Genomic DNA, 15,767 nt, shown 5'->3' with positions numbered 1-15,767 from the left:
AAGGAGAGTGCTATGGAGGAAGGTTTTATCGTGAAAGCGTTAAGCGGTTATTACTACGTAGAAAATAACAAGGGAGATATTTATCAATGTCGGGGGCGCGGTCTTTTTCGCAAACAAAATATCTCCCCCCTTGTAGGGGATTATGTACAGTTTGAACAGCATGATCATAACGAAGGCTACATTTACGACATTTTACCTAGAAAAAACTTGCTCGTTCGTCCACCGGTTGCAAACGTTGACCAAGCCTTTATTATTTCAGCGGTCACACAACCGGCATTTTCTTCCGTTTTGTTGGACCGATTTCTCGTGTTAATGGAATTTCACGGGATAAATCCAATCATCGTATTCAATAAAGTCGATTTGTTAGTGGAACATGAAAAAGATGAGTGGAAAGAAATCCAGCAGTGTTATACATCCATCGGGTATGACACGTTTTTTGTGTCAGCCAAGACAAAAGAAGGGATTTCTTCCTTCATGACACGCTTAAAAAATAAATTGTCCATTGTTGCAGGACAATCCGGGGTTGGGAAAACGGCGCTTTTAAATGCATTGGATCCTTCGTTAGAACTTAAAACCGGAGAAATTTCCAACCATTTAGGTCGGGGAAGACATACGACGAGACATGTGGAGTTAATTCATTTAGGAGATGGCTTGATTGTAGATACTCCAGGTTTTAGTTCTTTAGAATTTGATGGGATGGAAGAACAAATGCTTGATACGTGTTTTCCTGAAATGCGTACACGAAAAGATGAGTGTAAATTTCGCGGATGCAGTCACCGAAAAGAACCAAAATGCGCGGTGAAAATGGCGTATGAAAATGGAGAAATTTCTCCGTTTCGTTATGAACATTATATCGCGTTTTATGAAGAGATAAAAAAGCAACGGAGGTACTAACAATGATAAAAATTGCACCGTCCATTTTATCGGCTGATTTTGCTGTTTTAAAAGAAGAAATTCAAGAAGTAGCAAGTGGTGGAGCAGATTATATCCATATTGATGTCATGGATGGTCATTTCGTGCCCAATATAACAATTGGCCCTCTTATTGTTGAAGCGGTTCGTCCTCATACGACGCTTCCGTTAGATGTTCATTTAATGATTGAAGAGCCAGATCGTTATATAGAAGATTTTGCCAAAGCGGGAGCGGATATCATTTCCGTGCATGTGGAAGCTTGCCCCCATTTGCATCGCACGATACAACAAATTAAACATCATGGTAAGAAAGCAGGCGTGGTGTTAAACCCTGCTACTCCAGCAGAATGGGTGGAACCGATCTTGTCGGAAGTGGACCTCGTATTATTAATGACAGTAAACCCAGGGTTCGGTGGTCAATCATTTATTGCGGACGTATTGCCGAAAATTGAAAAAGTGCGCACGTGGATTGATGAAAAAGGGCTGGATGTAGAAATTGAAGTGGATGGAGGAGTAAATGAGAAAACCGCTCCTTTATGTATTGAAAAAGGGGCCAATGTGCTAGTGGCAGGATCTGCTATTTATAATGAAAAAAATCGCCAAGCGGCCATTTGTCGAATAAGAGGAGAATAATCCATTTCTAGAAAGATGATTTCGGAAAATCGAAGTCATCTTTTTTAATAATTTCTATGTACTATTTTGCACTTGTTACATATACATATAAAAGAATCTACAATAACGGAAAGCAACACGAAAGAACACGCCGGTGGGGCTCGTGAGGAATATACATGTTTCCAGTGAAGCCAAAGGAGGAGATAGGATGAAGTTTTATACGATTAAACTACCTAAGTTTCTCGGTGGATTTGTTCGGGCAGTGCTTGGCACCTTTAAAAAGGAATAGTATGCAATATTATTATTATGTAAACTAATATGGAATGAATAACCCGCAACGCTCGGCAATGAGGTTACGGGTTTTCTTCTTTTATCATCCTCACGCATTACACGCGCTGCACTTTTCCGGATTTTAATGCACGCGCAGAAACGTAGACACGCTTTGGCTTTCCATCTACCATAATCCGTACTTTTTGCAGGTTCGCTCCCCAACGACGTTTTGTCTTATTATTCGCATGAGAACGTAAGTTACCAGTGCTAGGACCTTTTCCAGTCACAAAACATTTACGAGCCATTGTCTTTCCCCTCCTTTTCTACGACAACTGTACCTTTTCATACTAAGTCAGTTTATCATAACTAAAAATTCTCTGCAATGACATATATAAAGGGAGACAATGTCGACTCTTTCTTTTCATAACTTACCGACTATAGTAGAATAGCGATAGACAAAAGTAAGCTGATCGTTGTATAAGGAGGTTTTTGTGTGGGAATTGAAATGAGTTCTGAATATGGCTCCATTGATGTGTCAAAAGAAGTGGTTGCAACCATTGCCGGTGGTGCAGCAATAGATTGTTACGGGATCGTCGGAATGGCTTCGCAAAAGCAAATTAAAGACGGTCTCTCCGAAATATTAGGAAAAGATAACTTTTCCCGCGGAGTGGTCATTCGAGAAGAAGACAGCAATATTCATATAGATATGTACATCATTGTTAGTTACGGCACGAAAATATCGGAAGTGGCTTACAACGTCCAAAATAAAGTGAAATATCAATTACAACAGATGCTTGGCATAACGGTAGATTCGGTCAACGTATATGTCCAAGGAGTTCGAGTGAGTCAGTCGTAAACAGGAGGAATCAATATGGTGAAGGATAAAATCAATGGTGAAAAGCTCGCGCTTATGTTCAAGGAGGGAGCGCTTACTTTAGAAAAAAATCGCAAAAAAGTAGATGCACTCAATGTTTTTCCTGTTCCGGATGGGGATACGGGTACAAATATGTCTTTAACGATTCAAACCGGAGTGAAAGAAATCACATCAAAACCAAATCATCATGCTGGAAAATTAGCGAAAACTTTTTCGAAAGGGTTATTGATGGGAGCGCGAGGAAATTCGGGAGTCATTTTATCTCAACTGTTTCGTGGTTTTTCTCAAGCGGTGGAACAAAAGGCGGAATTAGGTATAGAGGAGCTTGCGAAAGCATTAGAAGAGGGTGTGAAAACAGCGTATAAAGCCGTGATGAAACCGGTGGAAGGAACCATTTTAACCGTTGCAAAAGACACTGCCGAGAATGTAGAAAAACAAGCGAACAATGGATCGCTCGTAAAGTGGATGGAAGAAGTTGTCCATCACGCCACCGTCTCTCTTCAAACGACGCCGGATTTATTACCGGTGTTAAAAGAAGCGGAAGTGGTTGATTCCGGGGGACAAGGTCTCGTGTATATTTACGAAGGGATGCTAAGAGGGCTGAAAGGAGAGAAGACGGAAAAAGTAGAAAGTGAATCTCCTTCTTTAGAAGAGTTGGTAAAAATAGAGCATTACCAACATGCCCAAACACACGTCGCTCCTGAAGATATCGAATTTGGATATTGCACGGAAGTGATGATTCAACTCGAAAAAGAACTGAATGAAGAAACGTTTCGGACAGAATTATCTTCATTTGGTGATTCGATTCTCGTTGTTCGGGATGATGACCTCGTGAAAATACATATCCATGCGGAATATCCGGGAGAAGTGTTGACGAAATCCCAATCGTACGGAAGTTTAGTCCACGTAAAAATCGATAACATGCGAAAACAACGAGAAGAAATTATTTCCTATGAACATGAACAATCTCCTAAAAATCATTCCGAACAAAGAGCACAAGTTCGCTATGGTGTAGTGACAGTAGCTTTTGGAGAGGGGATTGTTGAGTTATTTAAAGGAATGGGAGCACATCAAGTCATTCTCGGTGGCCAAACGATGAATCCTAGTACGGAAGATATTTCGAACGCCATTGCACAAATCGATGCCGATCACATTTTCGTTCTCCCAAATAACAGCAATATTATTATGGCAGCCGAACAAGCGGCCAATGTCGTCGACAAAGATGTGGAAGTGGTTCCAACGAAATCAATTGCAGAAGGATTAAGTGCGCTCTTTGTCATCGATCAAGAGAAAGATGCAACCTTCAATCGTCAAGCAATGCTAGAAGCGATGAAGGATGTGAAAAGTGGGCAAGTAACATACGCTGTGCGGGATAGTCGCGTAAATGGAAATGAAATTAAAGAAGGCGACTTTATCGGTTTATTAAATAAAGAAATAAAAGCTGCTGGAACAAAGTTGGAAGAGGTGACGAAACAATTACTCCGTCAAATGATCGATGACGATTCGGAAATTGTGACGATGATTTACGGTGAGGGAGTGGATGAAATATTCATAAAAGAGTTAGAACAATTTTTCAGCGACACGTATCCGGAAGTGGAAGTGGAGTGGTATGATGGGAAACAACCGATTTATTCATTGATTATTGCTGTCGAGTAAGGAGGAGAATAATCGTGGGGAACGTACACATTGTAACAGACAGCACTGCAGATATACCACCGTCGTTCGTCGAGAAATATCATATCACCGTCGTTCCTTTGAAAGTGACAATAGAAGAAGAAACGTATCAAGATGGAGTGACATTATCGGCGGATACTTTCTATGAAAAACTGGCGGGAAGCGAAGCCATTCCCACCACTTCTCAACCAACTCCCCAGGAATTTGAGAAGGTCTACCGGCGGCTCTATAAACAAAATAAAGATAGTAAAATCCTTTCTATCCATTTATCAGGAAAAATGAGTGGTACGTTACAATCGGCTCAAATTGCAGCAAATGAAGTCGCACCAGAAGTTCATGTGGAGGTCGTTGATTCGAAAAGAGCTTCTTACGCGTTCGGAATAATCGTGGTGGAATTAGCAAAATTAGTCCAACTTGGTGCCACTTTCGAAGAATGCAAAAGCCGGCTTCAAATGTTATTACAACAAACGAGTGTCTATTTCCTTGTAGATACCCTTCACTATCTACAAAAAAATGGACGCATCGGAAAAGCTTCTGCACTGATTGGTTCTCTTTTAAAAATGAAACCGGTGCTTAGTTTAACAGATAGCGGGGAAGTGTACGCTTATCAAAAAGCAAGAGGAACGAAAAAAGCTTTCTCCATCATTAAAGAAGCGCTGCAAAAACAATACGGAAACAAAGACGTACATCTTGGTATCGCTCATGCCAATGCCCTTCAATCGGCCACGAACTTTCAAAAAGACTTAGAAAAACTGTTACATGTCCAATCGACAACAATCACCACCATTGGCGCTGTCATCGGCTCTCATACTGGCCCCGGAACGGTTGCTTTTATCGTGACACCAGTAGAAGACGGAGAAAGGTAGATGTTGGATGGATGCACAATTTTCTCAGCCGGTTACGCAATTAAAAGGGATTGGAGAAGAGACGGCAAAACAATTACAAAGCATTGGGATAAAGACAATTGACGATTTATTACATCATTTTCCCTATCGATATGAACATTTTGAAGTGAGAAAAATCACCGATATTGCGCATGGTGAAAATGCCACTGTTACAGGCACCATTCAAACAGAGCCGTTCGTTCGCTATTATGGCAAGAAAAAATCACGCATGACCGTTCGAGTCATGGTCGATACGGTCCTCATTACCGCGGTTTTTTTCAACCGAGCTTTTTTACGGAAGCAGCTGCGACGAGGAGAGACGATTACGATCACGGGAAAATGGGATCAATATAAATTGTCTATGACCGTAAATGAAGTACAAATGAAACGACCGAGTAAGTCAAACACCATCCAGCCGGTTTACGCAAGGGGAAAACAAGTCACGGTGAAACAGCTGCGTCGCTATATCCGTTTGGCAATAGACGCAGTGGGAGAAAAAGTGATAGAAGTGCTACCGGAGGCGTATTTAAAAAGGTACAAACTGCCGAAAAAACATATCGCATTGCGGGAAATCCATTTTCCTTCTTCAAAAGAAAGTTTAAAACATGCTCGGCGCCGCCTCGTGTATGAAGAATTTTTACTGTATCAACTGCGGATGGAGTGGTTTAAACGCTACATTCGTCGCCCGAATATCGGAAGAAGTCACCAATTTTCTTACGAAGCGGTGGCGCGTTTTATCGAGCGCTTACCTTTTTCGTTAACGAAAGCCCAACATAGGGTGATTCAAGAAATTTTAAGAGACATATCCTCCAATCGAAAAATGAATCGCTTGTTGCAAGGGGACGTCGGTTCAGGAAAAACAGTGGTGGCTGCGGTCGTCATGTACGCTGTATCCCTTGCAAAAGCGCAGTCTGCTTTGATGGTTCCGACGGAAATTTTGGCAGAACAGCATTACCATGCATTGCAGACATTTTTTAAAGAAGAAAAGATAGAAATTGCCTTATTGACGGGTTCGACGAGTCCAAAAGAACGAAAAGAATGGAAAGAAAAGATGGAAAAAGGAGAAGTGATGATCGTCGTTGGCACCCATGCACTCATTCAAGACGATGTGATATTTAATCAATTGGGACTCGTCATCACGGATGAACAGCACCGCTTCGGGGTAGAACAGCGCCGCTCGTTACACGCCAAAGGAAATGATCCCGATGTGTTGTTTATGACAGCAACCCCTATTCCCCGCACCCTTGCGATTAGCGTATTTGGAGATATGGATGTCTCTCTCTTAGATGAGTTGCCGGCTGGAAGAAAGCCCATTCAAACGTATTGGGTCAAGCCGGGTTTATTAGAAAGAGTGCTCGTGTTCATTGAAAAAGAAATTCAAAAAGGCAGACAAGCATATGTTATTTGCCCGCTGATTGAAGAGTCAGAAGTACTTGACGTTCAAAATGCCATCGATGTGCATACCCAATTACAAACACATTTTCCGCACTTTCGCATCGGTTTATTACATGGACAGCTTCCCTCTAAAGAAAAAGAACAAGTGATGCAATCTTTTTCCAAAGGGGAGACCCATATTCTCGTTTCTACTACTGTTGTAGAAGTAGGTGTCAATGTTCCAAATGCGAGTGTCATGCTTATTTATGATGCCGATCGGTTTGGCTTGGCGCAACTCCATCAATTACGAGGTCGAGTCGGGCGAGGAGAGCACCAATCGTATTGTATTTTAATCGCTGACCCGAAAGGAGAAACGGGAATAGAGCGAATGCGCATCATGGAAGAGACGGAAGATGGTTTTTTATTGGCAGAAAAAGATTTAGAATTACGTGGACCGGGGGATGTGTTTGGAAAAAAACAAAGTGGTCTCCCGGAATTTCGGATTGCGGACGTCGTACATGATCACCGCGCGTTAGAGACAGCGCGAAAAGATGCCTCTCAATTAATAAACAATGACGTCTTTTGGAAATCAGAAGAATTGATTCATTTACGTCGACATGTACAAAAAACAGGAGTCTTGTTCCATGAAAAATAGATTGATTTTCTCTTGAAAAACATACGCTCCCCTTATATACTACATGTTAGTACCTAGTCCTAAGACTGGATGGTGGCAAAACGGTGAAACGAAAGAAAAAAGAACGGCAACAATTATTAATAGAAACATTAGAAAAAAACCCTTTTATAACGGATGAAGCGCTCGCGGAAATGTTTGACGTCAGCGTACAAACAATCCGCTTGGACCGATTAGAATTATCCATTCCGGAAGTAAGGGAAAGAATTAAACACGTGGCGAAAGAACGGTTAGATGAAATAAAAGCGTTACCTTTAGAAGAAGTCATCGGTGAAATTATTGATCTACGGTTAGACCAAGAAGCGATTTCCATTATGGATATTACGGAAGAACACGTTTTTTCTAGAACGGGTATCGCTCGGGGACACTATTTATTTGCACAAGCGAATTCATTAGCCGTCGCAATTATTGACGACGAATTGGCTTTAACGAGGAAAGCAACCATTCACTTTCACCGGCAAGTAAAAGCTGGGGAGAGAGTGGTCGCAAAAGCAATCGTCACTGACTCTTCCGCGAAACAAACGGTCGTTGAAGTAACGAGTAAAGTGAACCAGGAAATTGTTTTTCACGGAGAATTTATGATGTATCGGTCAGATTCGGATACGAATTAAAGGGGAATGAAAATGAAAATTGCAATTGATGTAATGGGTGGAGACCAAGCACCAAAAGCTCACATTGCAGGAGCCATGGCCGCTGTTCGGGCTTTTGATTCTGTAGAATTTATTTTGGTCGGGGACCAGCGAGTGATCCATGAACATTTAACATCGACGAAAGGTATGACAATTCTTCATACGGAAGAAAAAATTTTGGATGAAGATACACCGACACAAGCGGTTCGTCGCAAAAAAGATGCTTCCATGGTGCTCGCTGTTCGGGAAGTGCGAGAAGGAAGAGCGGATGCTTGTATTTCATCCGGCAACACCGGTGCGTTAATGACAGCCGGATTACTACATGTTGGAAGAATACCGGGAATTGCTCGACCAGCCCTTGCACCGATGCTTCCGACCATTGATGGTGAAGGATTTTTATTATTAGATGTGGGGGCCAATGTAGACGCAAAACCTTCCCACTTACTGCAATACGCTAACATGGGTTCTGCTTATATGGAACATGTAAAGAAAGTCAATCGACCGCGGGTAGGGCTTGTGAATATAGGAACGGAAAAAGGAAAAGGGAACGAATTAACAAAAGAAGCTTTTCAATTACTAGAACAAGCCAATGTGAATTTCATCGGGAATGTAGAAGCGAGAGACTTATTGAACGGAGTATGTGATGTGGCCGTGTGTGATGGCTTTTCCGGTAACTTATTGTTAAAGTCTATCGAAGGAACGGCAGGAACGATTTTTCATTTGTTAAAGCAGGAATTCACTTCTAGCTTCACGAATAAATTGTTGGCTGGAATGATGAAAAGCAGTTTCGTCCGTTTAAAGGAAAAAATGAGTTATTCACACTATGGTGGCGCGGGCTTGTTTGGTTTGAAATCTCCCGTCATTAAAGCGCACGGTTCTTCGGATCATACTGCCATTTTTCATGCGATTCGGCAAGCAAAACAAATGGTTCATGAGAATGTGGTGGAAATTATCCAAAGAGAAGTAGAAAAATAGGAGGAAAAACATGGGGAAAACAGCGTTTCTTTTTCCGGGGCAAGGTTCCCAATACGTTGGGATGGGAAAAGAAATATACGATCAAACAATAGAAGCAAAAGAAGTGATTGACCAGGTTGACGACACGTTAGATTATGGGTTATCTCGTCTTATGTTTGAAGGTCCGCTAGAGGAATTAACGAGAACGGAGCACGCTCAACCTGCACTGTTAACAGTGAGTGTGGCAGTGCTTCAATTATTACATAAAGAAGGAATTAGAGCAGACTATGCGGCTGGGCATAGTTTAGGAGAATATTCAGCTCTAGTTGCTGCCGACGTTCTCTCCTTAAAAGAGGCAGTAAAGCTTGTGAAAAAACGTGGTTTGCTGATGGAAGAAGCGGTTCCTACTGGGGTTGGAACAATGGCTGCGGTGATGGGTTTGGAAAGAGAGAAGCTTTCAGAAGTGACTGAAGAAGTGTCTGACACGACAGGAACAGTTGAACTTGCGAACATTAACGCACCGGGACAAATTGTCATTTCAGGAAAAAAAGAAGCGGTGGAAAAAGTAGGGGAACTCGCTCGGGAAAAAGGAGCAAAGCGAGTCATTCCTCTTTCTGTAAGCGGTCCTTTTCATTCGAGTTTAATGCAACCAGCACAAGAGCAATTACAAGAAGAAATCAACGCTCTTTCATTCTCAGATGCAACGGTGCCGGTCATTCAAAACGTCAATGCAACGGAAGCAACGGATAAAGACATCATCAAAAAACAATTAATCAAACAAGTAACTGCCCCGGTATATTGGGAAGATACTATCCGTCGTTTATTAGACCTTGGCGTGACAAGATTTATTGAAGTAGGACCTGGAAAAGTTTTAAGCGGTCTCGTTCGCCGTGTACAGAGAAGAGGCGTGGAAGTTTACGCGGTAGAAAATATTGAATCCATTCAAGCACTACTCAAGGAATAAAGGAGGGGTTTCGTTGTTACAAGGAAAGAAAGCACTAGTTACTGGCGCTTCTCGTGGCATTGGGCGCGCCATTGCCATTGAATTTGCAAAACATGGAGCAGATGTGGCCATCAACTATGCCGGCAGCAAAGAAAAAGCGGAAGAAGTCGCTTCTCTCTGTCAATCATATGGAGTGGACGCCTTTGCCATCCAAGCGGATGTATCCGTTGAAGAAGATGTAAAGACCATGATGAAAGAAGTGTTGAACCGATTTGAACGGTTAGATGTGCTTGTCAATAACGCTGGGGTAAACAGAGATAATTTAATGATGCGCATGAAAGAAGCAGATTGGGATACCGTGATGGACACGAATTTAAAAGGCGTTTTTCACGTCGCAAAAGCTGCTATGCGTCCTATGATGAAACAGCGTCAAGGAAAAATGATTAATATTTCTTCCGTCGTCGGTGTCATTGGAAATGCAGGACAAGCTAATTATAGTGCTGCGAAAGCAGGGGTCATTGGATTAACCAAATCTTTAGCCCGTGAGCTTGCGCCTAGAAATATTCAAGTAAACGCCCTTGCGCCCGGTTTTATTACAACTGATATGACCGATCAGTTGGGAGAAGAACAAAAAGAGTCACTTTTGGCTCAAATCCCAGCAGGAAAGTTTGGAGAGCCAGAAGACATTGCACGGGCGGTTTGTTTTCTTGCGTCAGAGGCCGCAAACTATATTACAGGTCAAACGTTGCATGTCGATGGCGGCATGGTGATGTCATAGTAATTTGGATAGCATTTCTGTTGGAAATCTTCTATAATGGCGGTGATGAAAAAATATCTTTTAAAGGAGGTGAGACGGATGGCTGATACACTGGAGCGTGTCAAGAAAATCGTCGCTGACCGCCTTGGCGTGGAAGAATCAGAAATTACGTTAGAAGCGACATTTAAAGATGACTTAGGGGCGGATTCCCTCGACGTTGTAGAACTCGTGATGGAACTTGAGGATGAATTCGATCTAGAAATCTCTGACGAAGAAGCAGAAAAGATTTCTACCGTTGCTGATGTCGTGAACTACATAGAGTCACAGCAATAATAAACGGAAAAAGAGAGACTGCTTGTAAAAACTTGAAAAGATGATATCGAGCGGTCTCTTTTCCTCTGTTTCATTTTTTAAAATTGGAGGAACGGGTATGGCAAGTTCATCTCATAAACGAAATCATAAACCAGCAACAAAAAGTATCGCCCTGTCTGAGGCAGAACGGGAAAAATTGCAACACCTCCTGGACCAACTCAACATCCGATTTAATAATGACCGGCTATTGCTCCAAGCGTTTACCCATTCATCCTATGTGAATGAGCATCGCATTCGTTCCGTAGAAGATAATGAACGACTGGAGTTTTTAGGAGATGCTGTATTAGAGTTAACGGTTTCCGACCATTTATTTCAACGGTTTCAAACGATGAGTGAAGGAGAAATGACCAAGCTGAGAGCAGCCATTGTCTGTGAAGCATCCCTGGCAACACTTGCCGAAGAATTGCAATTTGGTGATTTCATTTTCCTCGGAAAAGGGGAAGAAATAACCGGCGGGAGAAAACGACCGGCACTTTTAGCAGACGTATTTGAAGCCTTTGTCGGTGCTCTTTATTTAGATCAAGGAATTCAAAAAGTGAAGCACTTTTTGAAACAAACAGTATTTCCTAAAATTGATGACGGTGCTTTTTCGCATATGATGGATTTTAAAAGCCAACTACAAGAGTTTGTGCAAAGAGACAATAGCGGAACGATTCATTATGAGATTAAAAAGGAAATTGGTCCGGCCCATAATCGCGAATTCATTTCGTGCGTTTTTTTAAACGAAGAAACGCTAGGAGAAGGACGGGGAAGGTCAAAAAAAGAAGCAGAGCAACATGCTGCTCAACAAGCTTTAGAAAAATTAACGGCGCGCATAGAGAAAGAATAGAGCAATGCTCTATTCTTTCGTCATCGTCCCTAACTCAGACACAATGGCATCGATTTCTTGAAGACTAAACCCATCCTTATGCGTGACTAATTCATAGACTTCTTTTAACTCATCATACTTCTGTAGGTCAAAACGTTCCCCTCGCAGTGCCCCACGATTCACTGCTTGTAATTTCGTACGAATTTGATTGACCATATAAGCCATATTTTCTTCTGTTCGTTCTTCTAAATTCACTGTATCCTCTCCCTATACCATAATCTCTCCACTCGCATCATTTCTTAGTTATTGTAGATGTTTTCAAGGATCGTTGCAACAATAGATTCATTTTTCGGGCTACTATTTCTATGGTAAAATAGGAAAGGTTGTACGATGGACGATAAAGAGGAGGACGGATGATGTTCCTCAAACAAATAGAAATGAAAGGCTTTAAATCATTTGCTGATTCTATCTGTATTGAATTGGAACAGGGAATAAACGCGGTAGTAGGTCCAAACGGTAGTGGAAAAAGCAATATTGCCGACGCCATCCGTTGGGTATTAGGAGAGCAATCTGTTCGCACGTTACGCGGATCGAAAATGGAAGATGTTATTTTTTCAGGGAGCAACTCTCGCCGTGCTGTAAACCGGGCCGAAGTGACTTTACTTTTTCATAACGAAGATGGAAAATTACCGATAGAGTACAGTGAGGTGAGCGTTACTCGCCGATTGTATCGCTCCGGTGAAAGTGAATATTTATTAAACAAAAAACCTTGTCGCCGGAAAGATATTATTGAGTTGTTTTTAGATACTGGACTTAGTAAACAAGCCTTCTCTATTATTGGACAAGGACAAGTGGAAGAAGTGTTGACGAGTAAACCGGAAGAGCGGCGGATGATGTTTGATGAAGCTTCTGGGGTTTTAAAATATAAAGAACGAAAGCGAGAAGCTGAGAAAAAACTCGCAGAAACGAATGATAATTTAGCTCGGGTCCACGATATTTTACATGAACTAGAATCACAACTCGAACCGCTTCAGATTCAAAGTTCCATTGCGAAAGATTATTTGGAAAAAGAAGAAGAATTAAAAGCCTATGACATTCAGTACGTCGTATGGGAAATTCAAGAAAAACATACGAAATGGGAGAAAATAAAAGCAGAACTTTCTTATTTAGAGGAAGAACGAGAAAAAGTAAGTGCTTCACTGCAACAAGTACAAGCGGAATTAAAAGAAGAAGAAAAAAAAGCAGAAGCACGAGAACAACAAATCGCACGAGTACAAGAAGAATTGGTGACCATGACAGAACAAATGGAAAAACAAGAAGGTGAACAACGTTTAATTCAAGAACAAAGCAAACATACGAAAGAGCAACTAGCTGACTATGAAGAAAGATTACAACAAGTGAAAGAAAAACAAAAAGAAATACAATCCGCACTTTCGCAGGAAAAACAATGTGTACAAACGAGTAAACAAGAGACGGAAGCACTCAAGAAAAAGCTACATACGATCGAAAAAGAACGAAAAGAAGCAGAAGTGACCAATGATGAAAAAGTCGAACGGTTAAAAGGGGAATATATTGAGCGCTTAAATGAACGAGCCGCTCTTCGAAATGAAATTCGGTTATTGGAAGACCAAAAAGTACAATTGGACCGAAAAATACGACGTTTAAAAGAAGAAAATAACACGTTGATTGAAGCGAGACAACAAACAGAAGAAGCGTACGAACAAATGAAGGAAAAAGAACGAGCTTTTTTGCTTCAATATGAACGGGAAAAAGAAATCTATGCCCAATGCGTAAAAGAAGAAGTGGCCATCCGAAAGCTTGTGAATGAAGAAGAAAAAAAATTGTATGATGCATATCGCTATCTTGATCAAATGCAATCGCGTATCGAGATGTTAGAAGAAATGGAAGCGTCCTATGCCGGCTTTTTCCAAGGAGTAAAAGCCGTGTTGCAAGAAAAAGGAAAATCCTTGCAAGGGATTGTTGGCGCAGTGCCAGAATTATTAGAGGTTGAAAAAAGATATGTCACAGCGATTGAAACGGCGTTAGGAGGAGCAATGCAACATATTGTGACAGAAACAGAAAGAGATGCCCAACAAGCCATTCAATTTTTGAAAAAAGGCAAAAAAGGACGGGCAACATTTTTACCAACAAACGTCATCAAGCCGCGCCGTTTACGGCGTGAGCATCTTCTCAAAATAGAAAAGGACGCTGGCTTTGTAGCCATTGCAAAAGACTTAGTACGTATCCCGAAGCGCTATCAAAACATTGGCGACTATTTGTTAGGACAAGTCGTTGTCGCAAAAACTTTAGAAGACGCCAATCGTCTCGGTCGTTTTTGCAACTATGAAGTAAAAATTGTAACATTAGACGGAGAATTGTTGCATGCAGGAGGATCGATGACAGGAGGGGTAGGAAAGAAAGACAGAGCGCAAGTTTTAGAACGACAAACGGAGTTGAAAACATTAAAAGAAAAACGAGCATCCTTTCAAGCAAAAACGCTCGCTTTTGAAAAAGAAGTAGCGAATAGAAAGAAACAATGGCAACAACTTCAAGTCAAAGTACAAGAGTGGCAAGAACGGTTAGAAGAGATAAAATCAACGTGGGAACAATGGAAGCAACAACTGATTGTTCAAGAAGGGGAAGTATCCCAAGCTTCTTCCCGCCTTGCATTGTTTGATAAAGAACATGAAGCCCTTCAAAAAGAAAGGAATGAATTAGAGGAAAAAATTTCTTCCTTGAAAAAACAGCTACATACAATCCAAAAAGAGATTGATGAAATGAATGATACCATTCAATCATTAGAAGAAAATGAAAAAGAAAGAAAAGATCGTTTGCACGATGTAAAAGAGGAAGAAATGAGAGTCAAAGTGCAATGGACGAAAGCGAAGGAAGCCCTTACGTATCATGAAGCAGAAGTTACTCGATTACAAAAGCAATTAGCGGAATACAAGGAACAGATCGTGCAATTGAAAAAAGAAAAAGAGCGATTACAAGGAAAAAGTGAGCAGCTCACTTCTTCTTCCGCCCGATTGCCTGAAAAAATCGAGATGCTTGCTCAGAAAAAACAAGAATGGACAGAAAAAATGGCACTTTTACGTCGCGATAAAGTAGAAGCGCTCGATCGTATGGAAGAACTGAAACAAGCGATTCAAATACAAACGGAAACATTTGAAGAACGGAAGGAGCGAATTCATGAGTTACAAGTAGCATTTGAGCGATTGGATGTAGAATTGGATACGAAGTTACGTTATCTAGAAGAGAACTATGAAATCACGTTTGAACGAGCGAAAAGCAATTATCAAATGACGATGCCCCCCGAAGAAGTTAAAAAGAAAATAGTATTAGTCAAGCGGGAGATGGCGGAATTAGGACCAGTAAATATCGGAGCAATTGAAGAATATGAACGGATTGATGAAAGGGTTTCGTTTTTAAAAGCGCAAGAAAAGGATTTACTGGAGGCAAAAGAAGCATTGTTTCAAGTAATTGAAGAAATGGATGAAGAAATGAAACGGCGCTTTTCCACGACATATCAAGCGATTCGCAAACATTTTAAAGTCATTTTTCAAGAGTTGTTTGGTGGTGGCGATGCGGACGTTTATTTGACGAATGAAGATGAATTATTAACATCAGGCGTTGATTTAATTGCTCGCCCTCCGGGAAAAAAACGACAACATTTATCGCTCTTATCCGGGGGAGAAAAATCTCTCACTGCGATCGCCCTTTTATTTGCGGTGATGAAAGTGCGCCCTACTCCTTTTTGTGTCTTAGATGAAGCAGAAGCTGCCTTAGATGAAGCGAATGTGAAAAGATTTGCATCGTATTTACGAACGTTTCGTGAACGAATGCAATGTATTGTCATTACCCATCGCAAAACGACGATGGAAGAAGCGGACGTTCTTTACGGGGTCACCATGGAAGAAGAAGGCGTATCAAAAATTGTTTCTGTGAAACTTGAAGACGCAAAAGAAGTGGCGCAAGAAGCGACAGCAACAGGGGTCAAGTAAAATAGAAAAA

16 protein-coding genes are annotated in these 15,767 nt (G+C 41.3%); 14 read left to right on the top strand and 2 right to left on the bottom strand.

Going from position 1 to position 15,767, the window contains the following annotated elements:
* Positions 1-12 precede the first annotated feature (12 nt).
* The 3 genes from rsgA (at position 13) to spoVM (ending at position 1,812) form a co-directional block, all read left to right on the top strand.
* A complete protein-coding gene (gene rsgA / locus GJS40_RS11750) occupies positions 13-894 on the top strand; it encodes a ribosome small subunit-dependent GTPase A (protein WP_270898050.1) in 882 nt (293 codons plus the stop codon).
* 2 nt (positions 895-896) lie between these two features.
* Positions 897-1,544: a ribulose-phosphate 3-epimerase gene (rpe, locus tag GJS40_RS11745; protein WP_270898049.1), complete on the top strand. Its 648-nt coding sequence runs from the start codon at positions 897-899 to the stop codon at positions 1,542-1,544.
* A gap of 187 nt (positions 1,545-1,731) precedes the next feature.
* Positions 1,732-1,812, top strand: a complete 81-nt coding sequence (gene spoVM, locus GJS40_RS11740) for a stage V sporulation protein SpoVM (protein ID WP_270898067.1) — start codon at positions 1,732-1,734, stop codon at positions 1,810-1,812.
* Between the two features lie 97 nt (positions 1,813-1,909).
* Here spoVM and rpmB read toward each other — a convergent pair whose 3' ends face one another.
* Positions 1,910-2,098, bottom strand: coding sequence for a 50S ribosomal protein L28 (gene rpmB / locus GJS40_RS11735; RefSeq protein WP_270898048.1), 189 nt, complete (start codon positions 2,096-2,098; stop codon positions 1,910-1,912).
* Between the two features lie 188 nt (positions 2,099-2,286).
* Between rpmB and GJS40_RS11730 the strand changes: the two genes are divergently transcribed.
* From GJS40_RS11730 to rnc, 10 genes are all read left to right on the top strand, one after another.
* A complete protein-coding gene (locus GJS40_RS11730) occupies positions 2,287-2,649 on the top strand; it encodes an Asp23/Gls24 family envelope stress response protein (protein ID WP_270898047.1) in 363 nt (120 codons plus the stop codon).
* 15 nt (positions 2,650-2,664) lie between these two features.
* Positions 2,665-4,323, top strand: a complete 1,659-nt coding sequence (locus tag GJS40_RS11725; protein WP_270898046.1) for a DAK2 domain-containing protein — start codon at positions 2,665-2,667, stop codon at positions 4,321-4,323.
* 14 nt (positions 4,324-4,337) lie between these two features.
* Entirely contained in the window at positions 4,338-5,207 is an 870-nt protein-coding gene (locus GJS40_RS11720; protein WP_270898045.1) for a DegV family protein, read from the top strand.
* 7 nt (positions 5,208-5,214) lie between these two features.
* Positions 5,215-7,254, top strand: a complete 2,040-nt coding sequence (gene recG / locus GJS40_RS11715; protein WP_270898044.1) for an ATP-dependent DNA helicase RecG — start codon at positions 5,215-5,217, stop codon at positions 7,252-7,254.
* A gap of 83 nt (positions 7,255-7,337) precedes the next feature.
* On the top strand, positions 7,338-7,901 hold the full coding sequence (gene fapR / locus GJS40_RS11710) for a transcription factor FapR (RefSeq protein WP_270898043.1): 564 nt from the start codon (positions 7,338-7,340) through the stop codon (positions 7,899-7,901).
* A 12-nt stretch (positions 7,902-7,913) separates the two neighbouring features.
* Entirely contained in the window at positions 7,914-8,894 is a 981-nt protein-coding gene (gene plsX, locus GJS40_RS11705) for a phosphate acyltransferase PlsX (RefSeq protein WP_270898042.1), read from the top strand.
* Between the two features lie 10 nt (positions 8,895-8,904).
* Positions 8,905-9,837: an ACP S-malonyltransferase gene (fabD, locus tag GJS40_RS11700; protein WP_270898041.1), complete on the top strand. Its 933-nt coding sequence runs from the start codon at positions 8,905-8,907 to the stop codon at positions 9,835-9,837.
* Between the two features lie 13 nt (positions 9,838-9,850).
* Positions 9,851-10,594 (top strand): 3-oxoacyl-[acyl-carrier-protein] reductase, encoded by a 744-nt coding sequence (gene fabG, locus GJS40_RS11695; protein ID WP_270898040.1) that lies wholly within the window; start codon positions 9,851-9,853, stop codon positions 10,592-10,594.
* Positions 10,595-10,672: 78 nt separating this feature from the next.
* The gene (gene acpP / locus GJS40_RS11690; protein ID WP_270898039.1) at positions 10,673-10,906 is read left to right on the top strand and encodes an acyl carrier protein; all 234 of its coding nucleotides are present in this window, start codon (positions 10,673-10,675) and stop codon (positions 10,904-10,906) included.
* A 97-nt stretch (positions 10,907-11,003) separates the two neighbouring features.
* Positions 11,004-11,774 carry a ribonuclease III gene (gene rnc, locus GJS40_RS11685; protein ID WP_270898038.1) on the top strand — a complete coding sequence of 257 codons (771 nt, stop codon included), beginning with the start codon at positions 11,004-11,006 and terminating at the stop codon, positions 11,772-11,774.
* Positions 11,775-11,783: 9 nt separating this feature from the next.
* Here rnc and GJS40_RS11680 read toward each other — a convergent pair whose 3' ends face one another.
* A complete protein-coding gene (locus GJS40_RS11680) occupies positions 11,784-12,008 on the bottom strand; it encodes a DUF1128 domain-containing protein (protein ID WP_270898037.1) in 225 nt (74 codons plus the stop codon).
* Positions 12,009-12,169: 161 nt separating this feature from the next.
* Between GJS40_RS11680 and smc the strand changes: the two genes are divergently transcribed.
* Positions 12,170-15,757 (top strand): chromosome segregation protein SMC, encoded by a 3,588-nt coding sequence (gene smc, locus GJS40_RS11675; protein ID WP_270898036.1) that lies wholly within the window; start codon positions 12,170-12,172, stop codon positions 15,755-15,757.
* Positions 15,758-15,767 lie beyond the last annotated feature (10 nt).

It is taken from the genome of Aliibacillus thermotolerans (assembly GCF_027853235.1).
GTDB lineage: Bacteria > Bacillota > Bacilli > Bacillales > Marinococcaceae > Aliibacillus > Aliibacillus thermotolerans.
Note: the sequence above shows the minus strand (reverse complement) of the source record. Positions and strands in the feature narration are given on the sequence as shown.